Source organism: Bacillus sp. Brlt_9 (assembly GCF_051948935.1).
GTDB lineage: Bacteria > Bacillota > Bacilli > Bacillales > Bacillaceae_G > Bacillus_A.
This window is the reverse complement of sequence record NZ_JAYJLO010000001.1, coordinates 678103-703884: the sequence shown is the minus strand read 5'-3', so window position 1 is coordinate 703884 and position 25782 is coordinate 678103. Positions and strand designations below refer to the sequence as shown.

Below are 25782 nucleotides of genomic sequence, written 5' to 3'. Positions count from 1 at the left end.
CTTCCTATTTAAAATCAAAACTTTTATATTAACAATGGTAGTATGTATCTCAATATCCATAATTATTTTTTAAAAGGCAATTTATATTCAAAAAACACTTCCGTAATTTATATATAACAAAATAAAAGACTTTCTCAAAATTAACATCTTGAGAAAGCCTTTTATTTCTAACCTTTTTTATAATATAACAGTTCTTTTGCTGTATGCTGATCGATAATTAATACATTTGCATACCCGCCGCGTAACGCACCATCAATTGCTTTTATTTTTCTATTACCACCTGCAACTAAAATCGAGCGTTTCTTTAATTTCAGTTCTTCTAACTCAATTCCAATGGTCCGCTTATTAATTTCTTCACTACTAATATTTCCATCCGCATCAAAGAATCGTGAACAAATGTCACCGACTGATTGTTTTTTGAGTAAACTCGTTTCATCCTTATCGAAATAGCCTAATCGGAATAATAGCGCTTCGTCTCGCACTGTTCCTACAGTGAAAATTGCAATATTCGCTTGTTTTCCCATTTCGATAATGTGATGAATATGTCGATCCTGCTCTACTAATTCCTTTGTCACTGCATTATCAAATATTACTGGGAGTGGTAAATTTCTTGGCGTCGTTTGAAAAGCATCTGCAAATAAAGCTATCGTCTCATTCGCATATGTATTTACACTCGAATGACTAATACCACCTTTTAACTGGACAACTTCTACACCTTTTACATGTTGCGGTACGATTTTTCTAGCGATTTCATACATCGTCATTCCCCAACTTACACCAACGATATCACCAGTTTTAACCGTCTTTTCCATATACTCAGCTGCATATTTACTTATATACTCTGTAGTCGTTGCATATTCTGGCACTGGAGAAAATACGACATGTGCCTCTAACAAGTTATACTTTTCTTTCAGTAAATTCCCAACGTTATCTAAATCAGCAAATGGATCGGCTATACTAATTTGAACAAATCCTTTTTCTTTCGCGTACTTTAATAATCTAGAGATCGTCGGTCTTGAAATATTTAATTTATTTGCAATTTCTTGCTGACTATAATCTGATTGATAATATAATCTTGCAACTTCAACGCTTAATTGTTGTTTATCTTTATCCATAGTAACTCGTTACATACCCTTTCCTGTATTTCCTTTTCGTTACAAGCATTATACAGCTTTATGTAAGAAATTTCGACTATCGAATTTCATCTACTTGAACTTCTACTACACTTATTATATACAATGAAAACTTATTGTGTAGATTTACAAACTCAATATAGATACGCTTGAACACGTAAATCGATTTATATGTAATTCATTCTTTTTTCTTTTTCTGTAGTAACGATAACAAAGCCTTCCAATAAGAAATATGAAACATCGTCTAAAAGCTATTCAAATACCCCTCATAAACAGAAGATACATTTTATGAGGGGTATTTATTCATTTTAAGTATAAATAAATTGGATGGAAACAATGCAAGTTCCCACTTATTTAGAATAAGTGAAAAGATGATGCTTTATTTGTTCAATAAAATATTGATGGTGTATATTATCGTTAGATACGCGACTTGCCATAATGGCTCCCTCCATTGAAGATGCAAGAAAAGAAGCGAGCGATATAATGTCTATATCTTCTTTAAGTTCTTGTTCCTCTATTCCTTCCTTTATGAGAGAGGACATTAACATTACTGTATCATCATAGCCTTTTGCTGCTGCTTTTTGTAATTCTGGAAATACTCCCGTACTTTCAACTGCACTATTAAGCAATGGACAGCCTCCAGCAATAGGTGGATTGTTAGCTGCATCTTGATATACAAGGAAAATTGCAAGAATTTTATCGATTGCTGTCTTTTTATTTTCCATTGCTTTATGAAAATGACTCCACATAATCTCACCACTTTTATCGTAGGCAGCAAGAACAATTTCTTCTTTATTTTTGAATCTACGATAAATAGCTCCTTTAGATAGTTCAGTAGCTGTCATTATATCCTGGATGGATGTGTAAGTTATCCCATTAGTATTAAATAAATATAAAGATGTTTCAATAATCTTTTCTTTTACCTTATCAACTTTAGTCATGCTTGGTGGTCCTCCTAATAAAACGAACTTAATATTTAAGCTGATTGTTACTATAATTTTTTTGAATTTTTATTGTAAGTATAAATAAGTTTGAAGCAAAAATATCTTATCAATCCCTATCTTATAGGAACCTAAAACAATACAGTTTGAGGTTCATTAAATTATTTTACCCATAACATTCGAATGAATTTTCTGTTAATAATAACATGACCAATTGGTTAATTTAGTCATATTATATAACTAATTCTATCTAAAATCATAGAAGAAGTAAAAATATATAGTTAATTATAATGTATAGACATATAACTATTATATATAATTTTTATTAATATGTTTAGCTAAGGGGCGTAAGCTACTCCCACCCCTTCATTTCATTCTATAAAAGGTTAATCATTAATGATTGCTGTAATTTGATTGTAAATAAGCAACTAACATATAATTACATTTGGTTTTTACCATGTTAATTTTATTAATAATTTGTAAAGGGGGTTTAAAAGACTAGAAACTTGTAGTATTATTAGTTTTCGAACCGAACGGTCCGGTCTGGAAACTAATATTAATGAAGGAGAACCTAATGCAGAAAGAAAAATCAAAGATGCTAAGTAATTTAATTATGGAGGTAATGAATTGAACTTTATTAAAATGAATCAAAAAGAACTTATTATGCTAATAATTTATACACTGTTTGCACTACTTCAAATTGGCTTGTTCATATTATTTGGCCTATCACTTTTAACTAACAGCAATTTAGTTGAATCAGAATTTGCTCTTAGTGCCATCGGTTTAACTGTACCTGCTGTTGTAGGAATCATTTTCTTTAGGAAAGAGATTATTGAAAGTTTTACTTATTTTAAAAAGAAGACAATTTTGAAAATAGTAAGTATTCCTATGGTGGTTTTATTTACGGTAATTGTAGAACAGATTGTTATGCGTTTTCTAGCAACTGGTCAGCCAGAGAACCAAGCACAGCTCCTTGAAACGGGCGCGGAGATACCTCTTATACTTACATTGCTTGTATTTGGTATTCTCGGTCCAATACTTGAAGAACTTATATTTCGTTATATAATATTAAATCGTTTTTCGCATTATATTGGTACTGCTATTGCATCCATCATTTCAATTATAATTTTTACAGTGCTGCATACGAACCAGCTTTCGGATTTTGCTCTTTATTTACCTGGCGCGGTGATACTTACTGCGGCTTATCTTATTTCTAACAGATCCCTTGCATATGTTATGGCGATACATATGTTAAACAATTGCATTACTTTCATTCTAAACTAGGTTTGTTTCTGTTGCAGAGTTTAAAAAATAAAAACAGATGTTGATAAATCATTAGACATTGACTAATGATTTATGTAACTCCTTGTATGTCGAAAAACCGCAGTTTGGGTGTAAACTGTGGTTTTTTTATAGGGGGCCAACACATCAACATCAAACTAAGAATAAGAAAAGGAAATACCATGACTAATATATGCTCTCCTTTTATTCCATTACAGTAAAAATTTTTGGAAAATATCCAGAATTTTATTAGCCGATTAGTAATTGAAGCACAGTTTGTTCCACAACCCTTAAGTTATAAGACATAAAAATTAAATTGCTTAGTTAAGATAAGAGATAAATAACCACCACTATTTATCTCTCGTTTCATTTACATATTTATTTTTGGAAAAACAACCTAACTCCAAATACTAATAATACTGCGCCCGTAATACCCTCAATTGTACGGTTCACTCGTTCTTTTCTTAAAAAAGTTCTTAATTGACGTATGAGTGAGATATAAAGTAAATACCATATTGCTGTCAAAGTCGTAAAGATGACTCCTAATAAAAGAAATTGGAGGAAATGATTTTGATTACTCACAATAAATTGGGGTAGAAAACTAAGAAAAAACACAGCAGTTTTTGGGTTTAAAATTGCCGTAGTAAATCCTTGTCTAAAGCTTTTAATTGTTCCAATATCCTTAGAATTCACTCCCACTGAACATGACATATCTTCTTTTTTAGAAAAAGCACTTTTAATTGACTTTACAGCTAAGTAAATTAAATAAAAAGCCCCAGCATATTTTATAAATGTAAATAACATAGCAAACTTCATTAAGATAGCAGAGAGTCCTAACGTAGCCATTATTGTATGAATCATCATTCCAGATACCGTTCCTAAGACGGTCTTTATCCCACCGTTTTTACCATGTGAGATAGTATTTTTTGTAACTAGTGCAAAACCGGGACCAGGCATCATTATAATTAGCATTGCTGTAAGGATAAATAATAAATAATTTTCCATGTTCTGGTGTTTCCTTTCCAATTTTTAGTTTTGATTACAGTATAGCCTTTTTCATTAAAACATTAAATATTAAAAGCTTGATCAGAAGTTTATCTAGATTATTAGTATCAATTTGACTAAACATTACCCAAAAGCTACATTAATAAAACACATGAAAAATTTATTTATCAAATTAAAAGTCCAACTCTCACTAAAAACGAGATAAAAAATAAACAGCAGAACTAGTCCACTGTTTACTGCGCCACGCCTTCATGTAATTTTTCTGTATAATCTTTTACGTCTTTCCAGCTATCTTTTGCTGTATGTAAATCTTCTTTTATAAACGTAAATTCTTCAGGGGTGATTCCTTTTACATTTTGTAATAAGTTATTATATTTTGACCCTACTGTATACCATTGATTTGATATATTTTGCAGTGCTGTAATTGCTGCATCAATTGTTTCGGTCATATTTGTTGTTTTATTTTTTACATCAGTCAATATTGCGACTTCTGCTTGTGCTCCAGAAATTCTATCCTTTAAATTGGCAATTTCTCTTTCTGCATTTGCGATATCTTTTTTCGCAATGGCAATCATCGGTCCGCCAGCGAGACATGTTATTAACGCTACGCAAAGTACACCACCAGCAATGACCATATCATTACTCTTTTTGATTGAATCGTTATATGTATTAATTTGTTGCTCTAGAGCTGGGATACCGGCATTCGTACTTGCTAAAATCGCTGTTAATTGATTTGTATCCTCTTTAAAACTATTTGTATCTTTCGCCATTCTATCGCGAAAAGCTTTCAAACCTCCTAATAATACATCTACCTCATTTTGATTCTTTACAATATCCGCATACAACTTTTCTAAATCCGCTTTTAACTTTACGCTATCTTTTTGCTCAATCGCAATTAACATGCTATTATAATACGCTTGAAAAGTATTATTGTAATTAATAATATTTTGATCCGTTTTCATAATTTGAGGCTTCATACTATTTAACCAATACGTCGCGTTAATCTTTGCATCTCTTTGATGCTGAATCATATTTCCTTTAAACTCACCATTAATGGAACTTATTTTACTCAAATCAGTCTCTTGCTGATTTTGAATTAATTTTGCATATGAATCCATTGCGAATATGCTCGATGTCGTTTGCGCCATTACATCTTGGAATCCAGCTGGCCCTAACGAATAATTTTTCGCACTTTCTTGTAATGTTTTTACATTTACTTCTGCTGCAAAAGGATGTAAAGGAAATGCATTACTCGTTGCCACCCCAGCAATCATTAACGTTAAAAGGCATTTTTTATAAAATCTTTTCTGCATATTTTTCACCTATTTTCTTTATAAGGGTATAAAGTGAAACTTTAATCAGTGGGGGTTTTCTTCATCCCCCACTGATTATTAGTTGAACCAATCGGACTTTTAGGGGCAGTTGATCCCCCACCTAACTTCTTTGCTTTCGCTGAATTTTGAGGTAAGGGTCTTACTGCCCCTTAAAGTGGGATAAAAAGCTCCTGCTCACAAATGAACAGGAGCTTCAAACCAATCATCAATACTTAACGCTTTAACGATTCGTATTCAATTATGCTTTTTTCGTATCTACTACTTTAATATCTTCCGCATAAATCTTTTCTGCATAGTCTTTAATGTTTTTCCAGCTATCTTTCGCAATGTTTAAATCTTCTTTAATGAAAACAAGGTCATTTGGACTAATTGAATCTACATTTTGAAGTAAAGAATTGTATTTTGATCCCATTGTGTACCATTGGTTTGAAATATTTTGCAACGCTGTAATTGCAGTATCAATTGTATTTGTTAAATACTCAGTTTGTGTTTTAATGTTCGTTAACCCAGCTACTTCTAATTGCGCAGTTGTAACTTGTCCTGTTATCTTTTGAATTTCTGCTTGTGCATTATCAAGCTCTTTCTTCGCTAATACGATTCCAGCTGTACCACCGCCTACTGCTGCTGCACCACCTGCAATTAATGCGACTCCTAGCGGCGTTCCTGCACCTGTAGCAATAACTACTGCACCACCAATAATTGCAATTGGCCCTAGAGCTGTCGCAACTGATGAACCGATAATAATTGCATTATATTTACTAATGGCTTCATTGTACGTTGTAATTTGATTTTGCAGAAGCGGGATCCCTGCATCTTGACTAGCTAAAATAGATGTAATTTGATTTGCATCACCTTTGAAGTTTTGTGTATCTGACGTCATTTTATTTCGGAATTTCTTCAAGTCTTCTACTAACTGATCCACTTGCGCTTTATTTTCATTAATACTACTTGATAATCTAGTTAAGCCTTTCGTAAGAGTCGCTTTATCCTTTGCATCAACTGCAGCAACTAAAGTATCATAATAGTTTTGGAATTTCGTATTGTAGTTAATGATATTTTGATTCGTTGAAATAAGCTGTGGTTTTAATACATCTAACCATTGCTTCGCATTTCCTCTAGCTGTATCTTGGTGCTGAATTACTTTCCCTTTTAAAGCCGCATCAACAGACGATACATTTCCAAAGTTAACATTACCTTGTTTAATAATTGTTAAAGCGTACAGATCCATTACTAAAGCATTTGAACCTGTTCTTTCCATTGCATCTTTTAGGCCTTCTGGTCCTAATGAGTATTCCTCGTAGTCATTATAAGCTTTTGCTACCGCATGAACTGGGGCTTGTTTCACCGTGCTTTCAGCTGCATACGTATGAGCCGGCATAATATTTCCTGCTGCAAATACTGCCATAAGTGCTGATAGAGCCATTACTTTATAAGGTTTTTTTGTCATTTTTCTTCTCTCCCTATATCGTTACTTATTTTTAATGTACTTCAACGTTTGTAACGTAATCTTCAAATTGATTCGTTTGTTTATTCATTTCATCACTTACTTTTTTAATTTGGTTGAAATGTTTTTGTAGTAAACTACTGTCTGTATATGTGCCTTCTTCAACATTCTTTTGAATTTGGATCATATTATTGTTTAAAACTTTCCAATCCGTTAATAACGTTTCTAAAGTTGCAATTTGGCGATCAATTAGTTCTGTAAAGCTACTTACTTGATCTTCAACGAATGTAATTTGTGTTGCCTCTGCTTCAGTTTGTGATAACTTTTGAATAAGTGGCAATAGCTCTTTTTGCTTTTGCTGAATGCGAAGAGCGGCTTCTCTCGTTTGACTATCTGCAGCATTTACAATTTCATTACTTAAAGTACCGATAGAAACGAAATCAATTGTCTTCGTTTGTGCAGTTTGATTTGTAATTGTAAATACTTGTTTACCGATATTAATAGAACCTTTAATAATTTCTTGCGGTCTATTCAAAATAGTCGTTAACTCTGCTTGAATTTCTCCTTGAATTCTTTTTATATCTTCTCTTAATTTCACAATATCTCCACTTGATCCTTGTAGTGTTTTTATTGCTTCATCAGCCTTTATCGATAAGTTGTTACTATCTTTGTCTAATACCGTTTTAAATCGATTTAACTCTAATAAATCTTGCTCCATACTCTCTTGGATACTTTGTACTTGCAATTGTAATTTTCCATATGCACCTGTAAAATCTGCTTTTGCCTGTTCATCTTCATTTACGTTTCCTGCTAGTTCATAGAGCTTACTATAATAACTATTAAATCTAGTACTATATCTCATCATCTCTTGATTTAAGTCGATTAGCTTCGGGTTATATTCATCAATCCACTCTCTTACATTTGCCTTCGCAAACTTTTGATGATTCGTCAAACTACTCATCGCATTCACCTTAATGTCTGGCTGTTGTAAAATAACTAATCCGTATGCTTGTATAAGCGGTGACTGTGATCCTAACATTCTAATTGAATTGGATAATGTATTTGGAGCAATCACATTTTGTGCATATACTGCTTTCACCTCTATTTGCCCCTCCTTGGCGTAAGCGCTTACAGGAATAAAGCAACTCGTAGATACTGCTGTAACCAATAACCCTGTAATTAAAGTCTTTTTCACTTTAACTCCTCCTATGTATTAGCAACTATTACTATCGCATTTTATTATTCTATTTTCTTGCATATAGTTTGAGATGGTTAAAATAGAGAACGTTCTCACCGCGATCCATGTATGAACCACCTCTCCCAACTTTTATTGCTACAGTACTTACTTATCGTTATAAAACATTTCATATGTGATTAGTATGAATAACATTGTATAAAATTTCTATTTTATAGCAATCTCCACATTCAAACAGTGAATATATTACATAAAAATATTATTCATTTTAAACTAAATAACGTACGTAAATATGAAATTTCGGTTTGTTTTCATGTAAGTTTTGTACTGTAAGGTCATTTAAACACAGCTATTTATATAACGTAAAGAAGTATTTTCATTCCCTTTATTTCCAAGCTTTCATGTCTTTATTTCAAAATATAATCCGCTTCACTTTTTCAATTGAAATATCCATATATCACAAGAAAAACCTCTACTTACTCATAGACACAAAAATTATATTGATATATCTTTTTAACTCGTATGCAATTATGCATAGCATATACATAAAAGGGATAGCTTCAATTTCTTGAAGCTATCCCTAAAAATCTTCTTACTTTTTCAAATGATATGGAACTGTCGTAATAACAACATTTCGCTTATAGAGTAAATACGCACGAATGAGTAAACTAGATTGATTATGAAGAATGTTATGCCAACCTTTTTTCGGAATGAACTGTGGTATAACTACAGTTACTCGGTAATTTGATTCACTCGCTTTATATTGCACTGTATCAATAAACTTTGTTAGCGGTTGAAGAATACTTCTATAATGAGAATGTAACGTAACAAGTCTTACTTCAGGTTGCCACTTCTTCCATTTCTCTTCAAATTTCTTTTCCTCTTCCCTGTCAAAAGCAACATATACAGCGATAACTTGATCTGCAGAAAGAGACTTCGCATAATTTAATGAATTCTCTACTACATGTGTCATACCAGCTACAGGAACGACGATTACATTTCCTTCTATTGGAACAATTCTCTCACAAGTTTTTAAACTTAATTGATCGCCTACTGCATCATAATGCTTCTTAATTCGGTGGAACAGGAATATGATTGCAGGTAAGAATATAAGGATCGACCAAACTTGTGCGAATTTAGTTAAAAAGAACATACTCATTACGATAAAACTAATGACTGCTCCTATTAAATTGACCGTTAATCTCAAAGCCCATCCTTCAGGTTTTTCACGAAGCCATTTTAATACCATACCCGTTTGAGAAAGGGTAAACGGAATAAATACACCTACTGCGTATAACGGAATTAAATGTTCCGTTTGTCCTTGGAAAGCTACAATTAAAATAATCGATGCGATTCCAAGTATAATAATTCCGTTTGAGTATCCTAGGCGGTCTCCTCTAATCATAAACATTCTCGGTATAAACTTATCTTTTGCAAGATTAACTGCTAATAGTGGGAATGCAGAATAACCTGTATTAGCAGCAAGAATTAATATTAAAGCAGTTGTACCTTGTATGAAATAGTACATGAAATTACGTCCAAATGTTTGTTCAGCAATTTGTGAAACAACTGTTACTTCTTTACTTGGAGAAATTCCGTAATAATAAGCTAAGAACACAATTCCTGAAAATAAAACTGCAAGTAATGCACCCATTGCAAGCAATGTTTTCGCTGCATTGTTTGGCGCAGGATCTTTAAAGTTCGGAATTGCATTTGAAATTGCTTCAACACCTGTTAAAGCAGAACTACCTGATGCAAATGCTCTTAGTAATAAAAATAAACTAATCCCTGCAACTGGTGTTCCAATCGGCGTGTGTAAAGTTGGTGACACGTGCCCCGTTAAAATATTGTATATCCCTACACCAATTAATATAAATAGTGCCAAAACGAATAAATAAACAGGATATGCTAAAACGGAAGCTGATTCCGTTACACCTCTTAAATTTAAGATGGTAATAAATATAACAAATATAATCGCAATGATTACATTATGTGCATGTAAACTAGGAAAAGCAGATGTGAGCGCATCTGTACCTGCAGACACACTTACTGCAACAGTTAAAATATAGTCAACTAATAAAGATCCTCCAGCAATTAAGCCTGGATTCATCCCTAAATTTTCTTTTGATACAACATACGCGCCCCCGCCATGCGGATAAGCAAAAATAATTTGACGATAAGATAAAATAAGGGCCGTCAATAATACTAATACCCCAACAGCGATTGGAATGGAATACCAATAAGCGATCGCTCCAACACCTGCTAAAGCAATTAAAATTTGCTCTGGACCGTAAGCAACTGATGACAATGCGTCAGAAGATAAAATAGCTAAAGCTTTCGTTTTATTAAGCTTCTGTTCTCCAAGCTCTGTTGATTTTAACGGTCTTCCAATTAAAAATCTTTTAATAGATGAAACCACTGCTGTCCACTCTCCAATAATTTTGTACGAACTTTTCTGCTAGTTATAGCGGATAAACGATTTCTTCAGAAAACAAAAAATGTCTACAAGCCATAACGAAATAGACTTGTAGACATTATATTTTTTGTCGCACAAGCTCCACCTTCCTTCTCAATATAACGCTTACGAGGTTAGCTGTCGGATTCGGGCCTATGAGTAGCCCTACCTTTTTCAAGGATTCACCCCATTGGATTAAGAACTAATCCATAAGAACGGGTCCCCCGCACCATGCGGTTTCAGCGATTTAGAAAATTGAAACTGTGGATTATAATACTCCTTTATTTTCAAAATGTAAACAAAAATTTTTAAAAAGAAAAAATTAAAATGATTGCGCATAATCCGCCGGTAAATATACATAATGAATACTAAAAAATCAATAAAGGAGACCTATATGACTAAAGAAAAGAAGCCTATTTTTTCCGATTCCTATTTAGATGCATTAGCAAATGAAATTAATCAATTATACGGTAAACGTGAACAGGAAATAAATTTGACAGATAGAACAAAAAGAAATAAATGATTTGTCATAAAAAAAGAAAGCAATACACTTATATATTGCTTTCTTTTTTATTTTTTCATACATCCAATTGTATTGCTGATTTGTTAGAGGTCATTTCTTCATACACTTTCAAATTTTGATATACTGATCCTAATAATGGTGCTTCTATAGAAAATTGTTCCGCTACATCTAGTAAGTATCCTTGTAAGTGCTTCGCTTCAATAGACGAACCTTTTTCCATATCACGCTGCATCGATGACTTCATATTATACGAAATTTTATCAATTGTTTTCATATGTTCTTGGACAATATTATCTTTAATTGGTGCTCCTACACATCTCATAATTTGCATACATTCTTCAAATAAGTTTTGGATAAAATCGCGTCCACCTTTGCTTTCACGAATCGGTCCTATCGGTGCCCGCATTAATGTTGTCACACCTGACATTACAGTAATAAATAAATATTTATGCCACATATCTTGCATAATGTTTTCACTTAAAATAAAACTAGATTTCGTACCTGCAAATGCTTTAGAAATATGCTTTATTCTCTCTGAATCTTGAGACTTCATTTCTCCAAACACAAGTCTGTTGGCAGCGCTAGTTTGTACAATTTCTCCTTGATCGTTTAACGTCGTCTCGATAAAGCATAAACCGCCAATTACTTTATCCTCACCGAGTTCCTTTTGTAATAGTGATAAATGAGCGATACCATTTAGCAACGGAATGATTACAGTACTTTCGCCAACAAACGGTTTCAAATCTTGAACTGCCTCGTTTAAGTGATACGCTTTTGTTGAAAATAGAATCACATCAAATGGAGCAGTTTGATCTTCTTTCGTTATTAATTTCGGTTGGAAGGAAAAATCACCGTTAATACTTCTGATTACAAGTCCTCTTTCCTCCAATTGTTTTTTACGTTTACTACGAACAAGAAACGTAACATCTTCCCCTTTTTCGACTAATCGGCCACCAAAAAATCCTCCAACGCCTCCCGCTCCTAATACTAAAATACGCATACAACATCCCCCTTTTCAAAATACAATTTTATAACATTCAGTATACATAACATTATACATGTCCCCTACTAAATAAGCTGAATTTTCATTCTTAATCAAGTATAAAACAGTGGTTATTTTCAAATGAATTTGGGCATGTTGTTTTTATAGCATATTTGGAAAGGAAACAATGTAAATGGAGGCAATACATACAATCGAGGAAAAAGATGTAACAACAGCTATATTTCAATTTATATTCCCGTTTTCTTTTAAAACTGGGTATGAACAAAATATGTTCCCTTTCTTACAGAAAAATGACTTTCGTCCTTTTCGACTCGATCATCTTGAAAATGAAAATACATACTATGGAAAGTTTCAAGTTTCACATCAAAATATGGAAGCATACTATCTTTCATTTACAAATAAAATTTTATTTCCTCATTCAGAGCATCAAAAGGGGTTACAGCGCTATTCTAAAGACCTTAACTTAACTGGACATTTAACAACAAATCTTATTTCCGTTCCATTTAAGATTCATTCTATTGACGTAACACTTTGTCCTTATGAGCTTGGCTTCTTAACAATTCGGACAGAAGTAGAGACCGCTCCAAACATGACATTATCAGAAGCAATTGAATTCGCCGCCCGCTTCCGTGTACTTGAAACTAAAAATGATACAAATGAAACGATTTGTATTGAATGTAATGGAAAAAAGTATTCCCAAGTGGAAAGATTCATTTTTGGTTATTTATTTCATGGCGTAACAGATTTCTTTGAGAAGAAGAGATTAAGAAGTTCTTACTTTCAAACCTTTCCTTTCTTTGAAGACCAAAGAATGTACGTTCAAACTTTATTATCTATAAAAGAAGATATGGAACTGAATGAAGTGGATGTTTATCGTACTTCCAGCCTTTCTGGGTTAACAAGTGATGGCAAGGCATATGTGAGTGCAAATAATCTGCTTTATATTCATGATTATTTAAAACAACATGCTTACCAAAGATGGGCTCCGAATCGCTATTTCATAATGGAAGAACATATATTCACATGTGTAACAAATGAAGGAGAACGCGAATTTATTAAACTTGCGAGTCAAATGTATGGGGAGTTTTATTACGCTTTATTATTAAATCTATTTCATAAAATTGTTTTATTAAAAATGGCGAACGCTTATGCTGAACTAAACATTGAACAAGATACAAATGAAATAGAAAAATTAATTTACTCAATCAATTCGTTTACGGCGAATTACTTTTCTTTAGAGCTAGTATCCCAATCACAGAGTGAAGACATTTTCTTTCGCTTAAGAAAGCTTTTTAACATCGAGGGGTTATACTCAAATGCAAAACAAAATCTTGATAGTTTGTTTAAATATCAAGAAAATGTCTCAGCTAAGAAAGATAGCCTTTTATTATTAATTTTAACGCTCTACTCTGTAGTAGGCCAAATGTTAGGGTTTACTATGATTGATCTCTTAAGAAATACCGATTCAAACAAAATATCATCGCCACTTGAATTTTTCGCACTCTTAATAGCAATTAGCGGCATCGTCATTTCACTTATTTTAGGTGCGCAAAGTTTATACCAATGGAGTCTACAACATAAACGAAGAAAAGCATGGGTAAAACAAACTGTTCTTTCTGCTGTGAAAGAGAAAGATGATAAAAATTAAAAATGCGTGGCGCATTTCAGTGAGTGAAATTTATATCAGCGGTTTTTCGATTATATCAGCGCAACTCGAAATATATCGGCGATTTTCAAAACATATCGACTTACCGACAATAACTGACAAAAATACATCATAAAAAAGTACTCCAAACTAAAAATTGGAGTACTTTTTTTACACTAATTTAGCTTACTTCCCTGCTTCGATTTTCTCTAATGCAGCAGCTACTTGCTCTTCAGTTAATTCGTGTTGTATTACGTAGCGATTACGTGGGCTTACACGACATTCATGAGAACATGCACGTAAATATTTCGCTTCGTTTTCTTCAGAACATAAAATTTTCTTGTTACATTCTGGATTTGAACAGTTTACATAGCGCTCACAAGGTTCACCTGTAAAGTGGTCTTTACCAACAATAACATGTTCTTTTTGGTTTACTGGTACAGCGATACGCTCATCGAACACGTAACATTGTCCATCCCAAAGCTCACCTTGTACTTCTGGGTCTTTACCGTACGTTACAATACCGCCGTGAAGCTGGCTTACATCTTCGTAACCTTCACGAACTAACCAACCAGAGAACTTCTCACAACGAATTCCGCCAGTACAATAAGTTAAAATCTTTTTACCTTCAAGCGTTTCTTTGTTTTCTCTAATCCAATCTGGTAATTCACGGAATGATTCAATATCAGGTTTGATTGCACCTTTAAAGTGACCTAAATCAAATTCATAATCATTTCGTGCATCAATGATAACTGTGTCTTCTTGTTTCATTGCCTCATAAAAATCTTTTGGCTCTAAATACTTACCAGTAATTTCGTGTGGGTTAATGTCATCTTCTAGACGCAGTGTAACTAATTCTGGACGAGGACGCACGTGCATTTTCTTGAATGCATGCCCCTCTTCTTCATCTATTTTAAATACAATACCGTCAAAACGTGGATCATTGTTCATCGCTTCCATGTATTTCTCTGTTTGTTCTACAGTACCAGAACAAGTTCCGTTAATACCTTCTTTTGCTACAAGAATTCTACCTTTTAATTCAAGTGAATTACAAAATGCTAAATGCTCTGCCGCGAATTCTTCTGGGTTTTCAATTGTTGTGTACATGTAATATAGTAATACTCTATATGGTTTTGTAGTTGCCAATGTGTTTCTACCACCTATCTAATTTTTAAAATCATGTATAAGTTAACGTTCATATCAAAACATATATAATAAGAAAATGAATCCCATTTTCTTTTCTTTATACTATTTTCTATCAGTTAACAAAAATAAAAAACAAGATTACACACCAAAACACTGTGGTTATGTTGCAATCCCAATATATTATATATCATACAAATGCAATTCCATCAATTAATATGCTATATTATCGGCTTTATGTTCACATAAATTTCAAAAATAGCCCTTTAATTCATTATGTTTCCCCACGTCATCACACCATAAACTCCCAATTTTTTATAACATCACACTATCAATTGCGTAAAGGCATATAATTTGCACTAAGGAAACATTTGTGTTCAAATAAAAATATCACCAATACATTTAAATGTATTGAAATAAACAGTAAGAATACTTACAATAATTTCATCAAGTTAACATTTCAAAGGGGAAAACGACTATGAATAAAGATATATCAAAAGATGAACAAGTCCCTTCTCAAAGTACAACTGTTCAATCAGCGCATTTAGCATTAAGCGGACAAACGAAAGGTTTAAAAAGACTACTACCCTTTTTAGGTCCCGCTTTCATCGCTTCAGTCGCTTATATTGATCCTGGCAATTTCGCGACAAATATTGCCGCTGGATCACAATATGGATATTTATTACTCTGGGTAATTCTCGCTTCTAATTTAATGGCTGTATTAATCCAAACTTTATCAGCTAAATTAGGAATTGCTACAGGCAGGAACCTTCCTGAAATAGCTCGAGAAAACTTCCCAAAGCCTGTATCCATCGGCTTATGGATACAAGGTGAACTCGTTATTATGGCTACTGATTTAGCTGAATTTATCGGGGCAGCACTCGGATTGTATTTATTATTTGGAATTCCGATGTTACCTGCCGCTTTAATTACAGCAGTCGGCTCATTTATTATTCTTGAGTTTCAACGCAGAGGATTTCGTCCATTAGAAGCTATCATAACAGGAATGATTTTCATCGTTGTTATTGCTTTTGGTGTACAAGTCTTTTATGCAAAACCGGAATTAAGTCCTCTACTTTCAGGGCTCTTCATTCCAAAATTCCAAGGTGTAGACAGTATATTACTTGCAGCAGGAATTTTAGGTGCGACAGTTATGCCACACGCAATTTATTTACATTCTGCCTTAACGCAGCGCCGCGTAGTCGGAACAAATGATGAACAAAAGAAAAAGATTTTCCGCTTCGAGTTTATTGATATTATTATTGCAATGGTTATCGCTGGAGCAATCAACGCAAGTATGTTAATAGTAGCAGCTGCACTATTCTTTAAAAACGGCTTGCATGTTGAAGACCTTGATGTTGCTTTTAACCAGTTTAGTACTTTAGTCGGTCCAGTATCAGCTGCTTTATTTGGAATTGGGCTCTTATCAGCAGGACTATCCAGCTCTTCTGTCGGTACAATGTCAGGCGATATTATTATGCAAGGTTTCATTCGAATGCATATTCCGTTATACTTACGCCGCTTTATTACAATGATTCCACCTCTCGTTATTATTGCTTTAGGCGTGAATCCAACTTACGCTCTCGTAATGAGTCAAGTTGTCTTATCATTCGGCATTGCTTTTGCATTAGTACCACTGATTATGTTTACAAGTAGTAAAAAAATAATGGGTGCACTCGTTAACCATCGTATTACAACATTCATCGCGTGGATCATTGCCGCACTTGTTATCGTTTTAAATATTTTCTTGTTGTATCAAACTTTTGCAGGGTAATAAGAAAAGGTATTCCAATAAAAACGGGAATACCTTTTTTAGCGAAGTAATTCTCTTCTACTTACCAATTATGTATGTACCTCTTTCTGGCATTATCGCACCTTTTTCCGTTCGAAAGTAAAGTGGTAATCCTTCCGAAAGAAATATGCTTACCTTGGATGGATCCTGCCTTTGATGATGAATATGCAAATGCGGCTCACTTGAACTTCCTGAGTTACCGACCTGAGCAAGTAATTCTCCTTCATTTACATGTTGTCCTTCTTTAACTTTAATTGATCCTTGCTTTAAATGGGCCAGAACCATAAATGTCCCTGATTCATCTAGTCGTAAATAAATATGATTCCCCGCCATTGACTGAAAATCATCCTCTCCTGGAACTACATCTTTTTCATTATTATTGATAGATACAACTGTTCCAGAAGCTGGTGCCATTACTTCGGCTCCATATATTCCATAATCCTCTAGCTTACTACTTTTCACTTCAGCAGGCGGAATAAGAATATCATATGCCCAGCGTTCATTTGGTTTTATAACATGATAGTTCGTTTCTAATCGATTACCGCCCCATCCCACTAATGCTCGTTCATTCAAAGGAAAGCGAACTACTGCTTTAGGATTCATAGAATGTACATCTGCTGGGTAAGCAAGTCCCCCTATGTTAGCAAACCACCCTAAAGGCCAAGCTCCAATTATAGAGAAAAGAACGATGAAGAGTAATATTCTATCTATTCGCTTTCTGAAAATGCCTTTCCACACAAATAGTAATATTGATCCTATCAAAATAAAGAGTGATACTATGCTAAAGGCTTGTATACTCCACCAAAAAATGACTGATATAAAACCTTTAGCTAAATAAACTACACTCCAACTTATAATTAAAAACGCAACGAAAATTATTAATACATATTTCTTCCACATGTTGTATCCCCACTCTCATATCTTTGTTCTACATAATACGAAGTAAAAGTTACGACATATAAAAGAAATACTTACGAATTTCTTACAATTCTTTATAATGCGGTAAAACGATGGTGAAAACAGTTTCTTTCTCGTTACTGCGCACAGTGATATCCCCTTTATGAAGCTCTGCTATACTTCTCGCAATTGCAAGCCCCATCCCTTTTCCACCCGTATAAGAGCTACGTGATTTTTCACCACGATAAAACTTCTCAAAAACGTAAGGAAGGTTCTCATTCGGAATACACTGTCCAAAATTTTTAATTTCTATTTCAACATTCATGTCTCTTTTAGAAATTTGAATCAAAATCTGTTTTCCGTCTTTCCCGTACATAATACTATTACTAATTACATTTTCGAAAAGCCTCACCATAAGCGCTACATCCATTTCCACATGTAACTCCTTATCACCTTTCATATAAAAGCTCATATTGGCATCATCTAGTTGTGGTACAAAATCAATCATGATTTGTTCAATGAACGCTTTCATATTTACTACACTTGTATGTAATTCAATCTCCCTATAATTTATTTGACAATATTCTAATAAATCATCTACTTGATTTTTTAATTCATAACTTTTTCGCTTTAATATACTTACATACTGTTCACATTCTTCTTTATTTGAATGAAGCTGATTTCCTAACAGGTCTGCGTAACCGATTAGAGATGTTACAGGTGTTCGTAAGTCATGAGAAATATTGCTAATCATTTCATTTTTCGTTTCCTGCGATTTTTTTTCATTTTCGATAGACTCTTTTAAACTTTTAGCCATTCTATTAACATTCGCTGCTAATTCACCAATCTCGTCATTTTTTGAAATAGGTATATGTATTTCCAAATTACCACTACTTATTTCCTTCACACTCTTGTTAATTTCAGATAATCTTTTCATCATTGTTTTTGTCATGAATGCAAAGTATATTGTAGTAAAAGTTAAAAAAGCTATTATATATAAAAGTGAATATTTTTCCTCTAATCCGGTAACTTGACTATATATATTTCCAACTACAATTTGAAACGTTATTATACTTACAGTTGCTAGCAAAATACTGCATATGAATGCACTAAAAAACTTAGCTCTAATGCCTTGTAATGATTTAATCTTCAATTTTATATCCGACTCCCCAAACATTTTGAATAAACTTCGGCTCTTTTGGATTCTCTTCAATTTTATTTCTTAATCTTGCAATATGAACCATTACTGTATTATTACTTTCATAGGCTCTTTCTTTCCAAACGCTCTCATATATTTCTTCAATAGTAAACACACGATTCTTTGCAGCGGCCATTAAGAACAAAATATCATATTCAGTTCTCGTAAGATTGATTGTTTCTCCATATAACATTACTGTTCTAGACAGTTCATCTATTTCTAAACCTCTAATGTTTATTTTCTTTTCTATTTCTTGGGCAGCATTTTGATTGAAATATGTATACCTTCTTAATTGAGCTTTCACTCTCGCTATAAATTCAATTGTACTGAACGGCTTCACAATATAATCATCTGCTCCAGTACTAAATCCTATTACTTTATCTACATCCGATGATTTTGCGCTTAAAAACATAATGGGTAAACTATGTTTCTCTCTAATCCTTCTACACAATTCTATTCCATCCATTTGTGGCATCATAATATCCAAAATAGCAAGTTGAATACTGTTATTATTTATTATTTTTAAAGCCTCTTCTCCATTATGAGCACTAAAAACTTTAAAACCTTCTTGCATTAAATTCACGTTGACAAATCGAACAATATCTTGATCATCATCTACAATTAAAATTGAGTTTTTCTCCATATACAAACCTCTTTTTGAAATATATTCCACAATCAATTTTATCACAAATCCAAACCGTACTTACCTCTTGAATAATCTTTATTTTCAGTCTAAATTATACAATAACAACACATTCTAGTTTCAGAAGAAATGGAGTGAAAGCATGTTTCCTATATTGAAAACCGAGCGACTCATTTTACGAGAACTTACCGAAGGAGATGCACCGAGTATACTACAATGCTTTTCTAATACTGACGTACTGCGCTATTATGGTCAAAAACCATTACAGGATGTTGATCAAGTGAAACAAGTCATTCATAACTTTAAGCTCAGTTACAATGCAAGAAGCGGTATAAAATGGGGAATCGAATTAAAAAACAAGAAAGAACTCATTGGAACAATTGGGTTTCATGATTGGTCTTCTGAGCATAAACGAGCCAATATCAGTTATGCCTTTCTCCCTGAACACTGGGGAAATGGATATGCGACTGAAGCGGTTTCTGACGTTATATTATACGGTTTCCACACACTTCATCTAAAACGGATCGGGGCAATTGTCTTTCTTGAAAATGAAGCTTCCAATAAAGTACTATTAAAATTAGGGTTTGAAAAAGAAGGCGTTCTAAGAAATTATATGTATCAAGATGATATCCCATATGATACGAATTTTTATTCTTTATTAAAATCGGTTTAATAGAATACATGTGTAAAAAACTTGTTTCAGTACAACAGTTATAGGTAGCGAATTTTTAATGAAGGATGCGAAGTACTATACATTATAAAACATTAAAAAAGGGCTATGAGTAAGCTTTTACTCATAGCCCTTTTTTATGTTCTTTTTCTGTTTTCGCAATGCTTTTGGTACGTATACGCAGAAAGGCTCACTTTCCATATAATCCCCCGTCATTGCATATGCTCTAGAACGAGATCCCCCACAAACATATCGAAACTCACAAACACCACACTTTCCCTTATACTTGTCAGGATTACGAAGATTTTGAAAAACAGGGGAGTTTCGATAGGTTTCAGCTAGCGAATTTGTTCTAATATTCCCGGTTTTAATCGGCAATAACCCACTTGGATATACATCTCCAATATGAGAAATAAATACAAAACCGTTTCCATCATTCACCCCTTTTGGAGCACGCCCAAGCCCATTAACTCGCCCCGTCATCCCACTCATCAATACATCCTGATATTGAATGACCTGTTTTTCCTTTTTATGTTCTTTCATTTTTTCTTGGATCACAACACGTCTATAGTGCTGACCAGCTGTTGTTTTAATATCAAAAGAAACCTTTTTACTAAGTTGATATAGCCAACGGAATACCCTTTCATGTTGAGCTGGTGAAATCATATCTTTTTCCTTCCCTCGCCCTATTGGAACTAAGAAAAATATACTCCAGAGTACACATTCTAATTCTTCTATTAACACTGCCATCTCTTCAAGTACATCCACATTATAATTAGAAACAACAGTATTAATTTGAATAGGAATTTTTAATTCATGCAAATAACGAATCGCATTCATCGTTAATTGAAATGACCCTTCTGTCCCTCTAAAATGATCGTGTATTTCAGCTGTTGGTCCATCTAAACTAAATGCCCATCTAGCAAGTCCTACTTCTTTTGCTTTTTGAATCGTTTCTTTCGTAACGTTCGGGGTGGCACTTGGTGTCATAGATACTCGAACACCTTTTTTCACTGCATATTCCGCAATATCATATACATCTGGACGCATTAATGGATCTCCACCAGTAAATACAAGCATTGGATTTTCCATTTCATATATATCATCAATTAGTTTCTTTCCTTCTTCAAATGTTAGCTCTAGAGGATGACGATGATACTGTGCTTCCGCACGACAATGCAAACATTTTAATTGACATGCTCTTGTCAACTCCCATATTACAATAAATGGATTATTATTAAAATCAAGATTCATCAATATTAACCCTCCCATCAATTGATATTCTAATTGTAAAGTTATATATGTATTTATGGTGTGAGATGTATCACAAATCATTCTCTTCCTACTCTACTGTTGATCTAATGTTTCTACCTTCCTCTTCACCAATTACAGAATCTCTTTTTTTAATATAAATACCCCTTTAGACTAAATTATCTAAAGGGGCAAAACTACACAACTTTTTATTAACATCTCTGCTTTCTTCAATTCATCAAATTTAAATTAAGTTTTTTTAAATAGTATTTTTAAAGTCTTTCAACATCATTACCTCTTTTCTAAAACCATAAAGAACGTACTATCTGGTAGCGCAACAGCATTCCCAGACTCATCTGTAAACTCGATTTTCTCGCTAAGATGGTTTGTATATCCATCCTGCAAATAGTTCATAGCTTGAACGATATTTACTTTATCTCCAAAGATACCCTTTACGAAGTCCTTATAGTCGTTTGGCGTAAAAATTCCAAACTGCTCCTGCACTTCATGAACAAAGGAATCCTCGCCCCAAGTATACGTATATAAGAACTCCATTGCATCATTAACAGGCATTTTGACTGTATTGTCTGCAAGTACCTCATACTGGATTATACGCCCCTTAAATTCTTGGACATACTGCTCTAAGAACTTCATTCCGCCTGCATCTTTAAAACGAATCACCCGCATTAACCTTTTATCTTCGGTCATGATGCCATCACGAATGATAATACGGCCTCCTGGCTTTAACACCTCATAAGCACTCTGCAGCCCCTTTTTAATTACTTCATGATTAAATTTCCTACCTTCATACTCGATATAAGAGAACAGCTCATGAAGGATAGAAGAATATACAATCGTATCAACCGATTCTTTTTCAAATGAGCTGCTTAAATTGATTGCATCCCCTTTAATGACGTTCCAAGAACGCCCCTCGTTCTGCTTCTTCTTTTTCAACGTATCAATCACGTTTTCGGAAATATCGATACCGTAGATTCGTTTATCCTCGGTCTCTTCTTCAATCATGTCTAGCATGACACCACCACCGGCTCCGACATCTACAATCATATCTCCCTTTATATAATCAAGAATAATTCGTTTATCATCAGCCGAGCTATTCATATGCTCCAGATACACTTCTTCGTTATGGAATCTATCATATGCATCCTTTCGTAACCCGAAGAAATCAAACAGCAGCACATTTGCCCGAGCATGCATCATATCTATCTTTTCTGCCTCTACACAGAAGGTAATTAACGCCTCACCTACAGCAGAAAACCGAAACGACACATACGCAGTCTTCATATCTTCATCGACTTTAACCTGAAAAGAAACATGCGTTGTATTCGGTTTCTCGTTCTCACGGTACTCCCGTAGATACTTCTCAATAACTCGCTTACGATACACGTTGTCCTTTTTTTCGCCTTTGAAATCATAATGTAGCTGCTGCATCAATTTCTCGAAATGTATATGCTGAACCTTTCTAGTGCCTATCTCATTCTTTAACATAACAAACACTGTCCAAATATCCTCGAAGCTAAGAGCATGCATAGACGGTTCTACATACCACAAATCCTTACTAGATAGGAATGTTTGAACGTCACTCTTCTCGCTCCCCATAATTATATCTTTTTCAAATGCTGACTCCTTATGTTTTGGCGTGAGTCTATGTATACGAGAAGTAAATGGCTCCATATAACCATCAAACAGACCATCAATTGTAATCTTCACATCGTTCTTCACTTCACTCCACAAAGCTTTTGATACGCCCTCAATAATGCATTGGTTAAGATAGTATAGAATCTCCTTTAACCTAACGTCTCCGTATTCTTCTTTATATGTGTTAATTAAATCAACATGAGAGTCCAAACGAGCCTCCCCGCGTATATACTGCCCGATTAATCCATGTGTTCTAATTAAATCTTGAATAAACAAATACTCAGTAGAGTTTAAGTTTGTCTCTACACGTTCAATAAACTGAATATCACTAAAGATATCAGCAGAACCCTCGTTATGTACCAATAGATTAATCCCTTTTTTCTTCCATTGCTCCCGCTGTTTTAAAGATCCTACCTTTGCAAGCTCACTATACGTTAGTACCTTTTCAATAATACGATATGCTTCTTCATCTAAAGACAGTCCATCTAACACTTGCAGCGTACGGTGTACATAGTACAACACCGCATCTGTTTTTAATGCACCAAGTACTTGTACATTCTCATAGTTTTGATGTATCTCCTCTGCCTCAATTAGATGCTTTAACCACGTAGGGATTGCAACAGAACTCCCTTCAATATATGTATTTAGAACTTCAATGCTTTTCAACTTATTTCCCCCCATATATAATCAATATCGGTAGTAAGATCTAGGACACCTTCTCCAAAAAGAGCATCACCTTATGTCCCTCCTCCTAAATACTACTACTTGCTTTTTACCATCTACATCTCTTTCGAATAAAAATGTATCAAACCCAGTCTTTTTATCGTGTAAAAGAGAGTTATAAATTCCGTTACTACCATGCTAAGGTTGTAACATATTTTTTGTTGATCTCTTATTTTAACTTCATTAGGAATTTCGGAAGATCACCTCTTAAATTGATAAACATATGTTGTGACAGAATCAACTGAAAATGGAAACGGCAAGCGGGTGCACTCCACTTGCCGTTTTTTCATAGCTTAGTATGTACTTGAATTTCTTTCGCTTTCTCTTTTTCACCCTTCACGCGTACAATTAAATCATATGATCCGGATTTTGGCGCTTCAAAAGAAAGCAGACCTTCTTTTTGAGAAGTAACTTCTTCTTCATAAATAACCTTATCATCTTTTGTAACTTGCAATAAAATCGTACCTTCCTCAACGGCTGCTTCATAAGGAATTTCCACATTTCCTTTTTCAGCTTTAACCGTTTGCACATCGTAATACCCTTGCAACGAACCAATTTTTAAAGTCGTTTCTCCATTTTTTTGAACCTTTGTGACTTGTGTTGCTGTATTGCATGCACTTAACAATACAACAAGAGTGAGAACCATAAATACACGTATTAATTTCATAGAAATTCCCCTTTTTTATGTATATGTGAATTAAGATTCATTCTTTAACTATTTCAAAAACACCAACACCTAAAAAGAATCACTGCTTTTCTTCAATTTCTTTTTTAAATAATTTTTGAAACTCTAATCATTAAAAATCCTACTTTTTCTTACTTTAATTGTTTCTAAAATATAGATAAGAACCCCTAAACCAAATATCTTTTCAGCATTAGAAATATTATTACCTAATTTAATAATAGGTACATTTAATCCGAATCTTTCGCTCCATTCCAAAGGCATATATCCTCTTTTACAGTTTATTAATATCCGGTTATCCATTGTAAGAAAAGAAGTTTCGAAAAAATCAAATTCAACTTCTACTTCAGAAATTTTTATCTTTTTTTCATTCGTTAAAGCACCACGTACCATTCCAAATCCTTGTATCATATTTTCTTTAAACATCCCTACACAATTATAATTTGAATCATAAATAGCCCAATCATAATTTTCAACTTCACTATGAAAATATGCTAGAATTTCTCCATCACTTGCTTCCAATCCAAAAACTTGTTTATTTTTTAAAACAGGTAATGTTGAAGAAACCATCTTTGTTCCTGCTACATATATCCCATCAGGAGTATATAAGCCCAAATGTTTATTATTTTCAGGTAATTCTAACAAAATATAAGTATCGATATCCCAAAACTTCAAATCATTTTCAACTATATTTTCTTTTAATAAATCACCTTTTCTTAGTTGCCAAAATCCAATACCAAAAACAACAAATGAAACTATAATAATAAAAATTACTGGTCCCCAATTAATATTACCTCGAGTATTATATATACCAATTAATCCATAAAGAAAGAGCCCAATTCCAATCAAACACTTAAACTTCCCCTTTTTTTATAAAACTCAAATAATTCCACCCAAACACCTCTATCAACTCATCTTAATACCCCAAATTACCTTTTAAGTATACCAAGGACAAAATATATAATCTAATATTTTTTTGTATAATTAAAAACAAACATAGTTACAGAAAGAAAATGCTTATATGCTGATTTGTACTACATTCCCTTACTCCTTGTATGCTATATTTCTATTCTTCTTTTTACTTAAACAAACTGCTCAATATTATTTGTTGCAACTTCTTATGAATACGTAACCGTAACTACAATTTTGCACTTCTCTTCTTTATATG

At 33.5% G+C, this 25782-nt stretch carries 20 protein-coding genes, 1 pseudogene and 1 riboswitch; of the genes and pseudogenes, 5 read left to right on the top strand and 16 right to left on the bottom strand.

Features of this window, described 5'->3' with window-relative positions; genetic code table 11:
• Positions 1-167: 167 nt before the first annotated feature.
• Positions 168-1115: a sugar-binding transcriptional regulator gene (locus VF726_RS03640; protein WP_440165923.1), complete on the bottom strand. Its 948-nt coding sequence runs from the start codon at positions 1113-1115 to the stop codon at positions 168-170.
• A 368-nt stretch (positions 1116-1483) separates the two neighbouring features.
• Entirely contained in the window at positions 1484-2074 is a 591-nt protein-coding gene (locus tag VF726_RS03635; protein WP_440165921.1) for a TetR/AcrR family transcriptional regulator, read from the bottom strand.
• 627 nt (positions 2075-2701) lie between these two features.
• Here VF726_RS03635 and VF726_RS03630 point away from each other — a divergent pair.
• Complete coding sequence (locus tag VF726_RS03630; protein ID WP_440165919.1) at positions 2702-3358, top strand: lysostaphin resistance A-like protein; 657 nt, start codon at positions 2702-2704, stop codon at positions 3356-3358.
• 375 nt (positions 3359-3733) lie between these two features.
• Here VF726_RS03630 and VF726_RS03625 read toward each other — a convergent pair whose 3' ends face one another.
• From VF726_RS03625 to VF726_RS03605, 5 genes are all read right to left on the bottom strand, one after another.
• Positions 3734-4360, bottom strand: coding sequence for a LysE family translocator (locus VF726_RS03625; RefSeq protein WP_440165916.1), 627 nt, complete (start codon positions 4358-4360; stop codon positions 3734-3736).
• Positions 4361-4593: 233 nt separating this feature from the next.
• Entirely contained in the window at positions 4594-5673 is a 1080-nt protein-coding gene (gene nheC, locus VF726_RS03620) for a non-hemolytic enterotoxin NHE subunit C (RefSeq protein WP_440165914.1), read from the bottom strand.
• Positions 5674-5932: 259 nt separating this feature from the next.
• On the bottom strand, positions 5933-7141 hold the full coding sequence (gene nheB / locus VF726_RS03615) for a non-hemolytic enterotoxin NHE subunit B (RefSeq protein WP_000162968.1): 1209 nt from the start codon (positions 7139-7141) through the stop codon (positions 5933-5935).
• Positions 7142-7172: 31 nt separating this feature from the next.
• On the bottom strand, positions 7173-8333 hold the full coding sequence (nheA, locus tag VF726_RS03610; RefSeq protein ID WP_440165912.1) for a non-hemolytic enterotoxin NHE subunit A: 1161 nt from the start codon (positions 8331-8333) through the stop codon (positions 7173-7175).
• A 592-nt stretch (positions 8334-8925) separates the two neighbouring features.
• Positions 8926-10752: an APC family permease gene (locus VF726_RS03605; protein WP_440165910.1), complete on the bottom strand. Its 1827-nt coding sequence runs from the start codon at positions 10750-10752 to the stop codon at positions 8926-8928.
• A 144-nt stretch (positions 10753-10896) separates the two neighbouring features.
• Positions 10897-11043, bottom strand: a riboswitch (cyclic di-AMP (ydaO/yuaA leader).
• A 139-nt stretch (positions 11044-11182) separates the two neighbouring features.
• Between VF726_RS03605 and VF726_RS03600 the strand changes: the two genes are divergently transcribed.
• Entirely contained in the window at positions 11183-11311 is a 129-nt protein-coding gene (locus VF726_RS03600) for a hypothetical protein (protein ID WP_440165908.1), read from the top strand.
• A gap of 55 nt (positions 11312-11366) precedes the next feature.
• Here the strand turns inward: VF726_RS03600 and panE are convergent, their stop codons facing one another.
• Positions 11367-12311, bottom strand: a complete 945-nt coding sequence (gene panE / locus VF726_RS03595) for a 2-dehydropantoate 2-reductase (RefSeq protein ID WP_440165906.1) — start codon at positions 12309-12311, stop codon at positions 11367-11369.
• Between the two features lie 175 nt (positions 12312-12486).
• Here panE and VF726_RS03590 point away from each other — a divergent pair, with 175 nt between their 5' ends.
• Positions 12487-13962 (top strand): hypothetical protein, encoded by a 1476-nt coding sequence (locus VF726_RS03590; protein WP_440165904.1) that lies wholly within the window; start codon positions 12487-12489, stop codon positions 13960-13962.
• Between the two features lie 183 nt (positions 13963-14145).
• On the opposite strand, the gene trhO is transcribed toward VF726_RS03590, so the two are convergent.
• Positions 14146-15105, bottom strand: coding sequence for an oxygen-dependent tRNA uridine(34) hydroxylase TrhO (trhO, locus tag VF726_RS03585; protein WP_000246224.1), 960 nt, complete (start codon positions 15103-15105; stop codon positions 14146-14148).
• A 475-nt stretch (positions 15106-15580) separates the two neighbouring features.
• Between trhO and VF726_RS03580 the strand changes: the two genes are divergently transcribed.
• Positions 15581-16876: an Nramp family divalent metal transporter gene (locus tag VF726_RS03580; RefSeq protein ID WP_440165902.1), complete on the top strand. Its 1296-nt coding sequence runs from the start codon at positions 15581-15583 to the stop codon at positions 16874-16876.
• A 57-nt stretch (positions 16877-16933) separates the two neighbouring features.
• On the opposite strand, the gene VF726_RS03575 is transcribed toward VF726_RS03580, so the two are convergent.
• From VF726_RS03575 to VF726_RS03565, 3 genes are all read right to left on the bottom strand, one after another.
• Complete coding sequence (locus tag VF726_RS03575) at positions 16934-17794, bottom strand: peptidoglycan DD-metalloendopeptidase family protein (RefSeq protein WP_440165900.1); 861 nt, start codon at positions 17792-17794, stop codon at positions 16934-16936.
• 82 nt (positions 17795-17876) lie between these two features.
• A complete protein-coding gene (locus VF726_RS03570) occupies positions 17877-18944 on the bottom strand; it encodes a sensor histidine kinase (protein ID WP_440165898.1) in 1068 nt (355 codons plus the stop codon).
• Positions 18934-19632: a response regulator transcription factor gene (locus VF726_RS03565; protein ID WP_440165896.1), complete on the bottom strand. Its 699-nt coding sequence runs from the start codon at positions 19630-19632 to the stop codon at positions 18934-18936. Before VF726_RS03565 ends, VF726_RS03570 begins: the two co-directional genes overlap by 11 nt.
• Before the next feature lie 142 nt (positions 19633-19774).
• On the opposite strand from VF726_RS03565, the gene VF726_RS03560 reads away from it, so the two are divergent.
• A complete protein-coding gene (locus VF726_RS03560; protein ID WP_440165894.1) occupies positions 19775-20305 on the top strand; it encodes a GNAT family N-acetyltransferase in 531 nt (176 codons plus the stop codon).
• 117 nt (positions 20306-20422) lie between these two features.
• On the opposite strand, the gene VF726_RS03555 is transcribed toward VF726_RS03560, so the two are convergent.
• From VF726_RS03555 to VF726_RS03540, 4 genes and pseudogenes are all read right to left on the bottom strand, one after another.
• Positions 20423-21556, bottom strand: coding sequence for a TIGR04053 family radical SAM/SPASM domain-containing protein (locus VF726_RS03555; protein ID WP_440166695.1), 1134 nt, complete (start codon positions 21554-21556; stop codon positions 20423-20425).
• Positions 21557-21844: 288 nt separating this feature from the next.
• A complete protein-coding gene (locus VF726_RS03550; protein WP_440165892.1) occupies positions 21845-23890 on the bottom strand; it encodes a class I SAM-dependent methyltransferase in 2046 nt (681 codons plus the stop codon).
• A 328-nt stretch (positions 23891-24218) separates the two neighbouring features.
• Positions 24219-24599 carry a BA_1872 family lipoprotein gene (locus VF726_RS03545; RefSeq protein ID WP_440165890.1) on the bottom strand — a complete coding sequence of 127 codons (381 nt, stop codon included), beginning with the start codon at positions 24597-24599 and terminating at the stop codon, positions 24219-24221.
• 123 nt (positions 24600-24722) lie between these two features.
• Positions 24723-25507 (bottom strand): annotated as a pseudogene (locus VF726_RS03540) (ABC transporter ATP-binding protein).
• Positions 25508-25782: the final 275 nt, after the last annotated feature.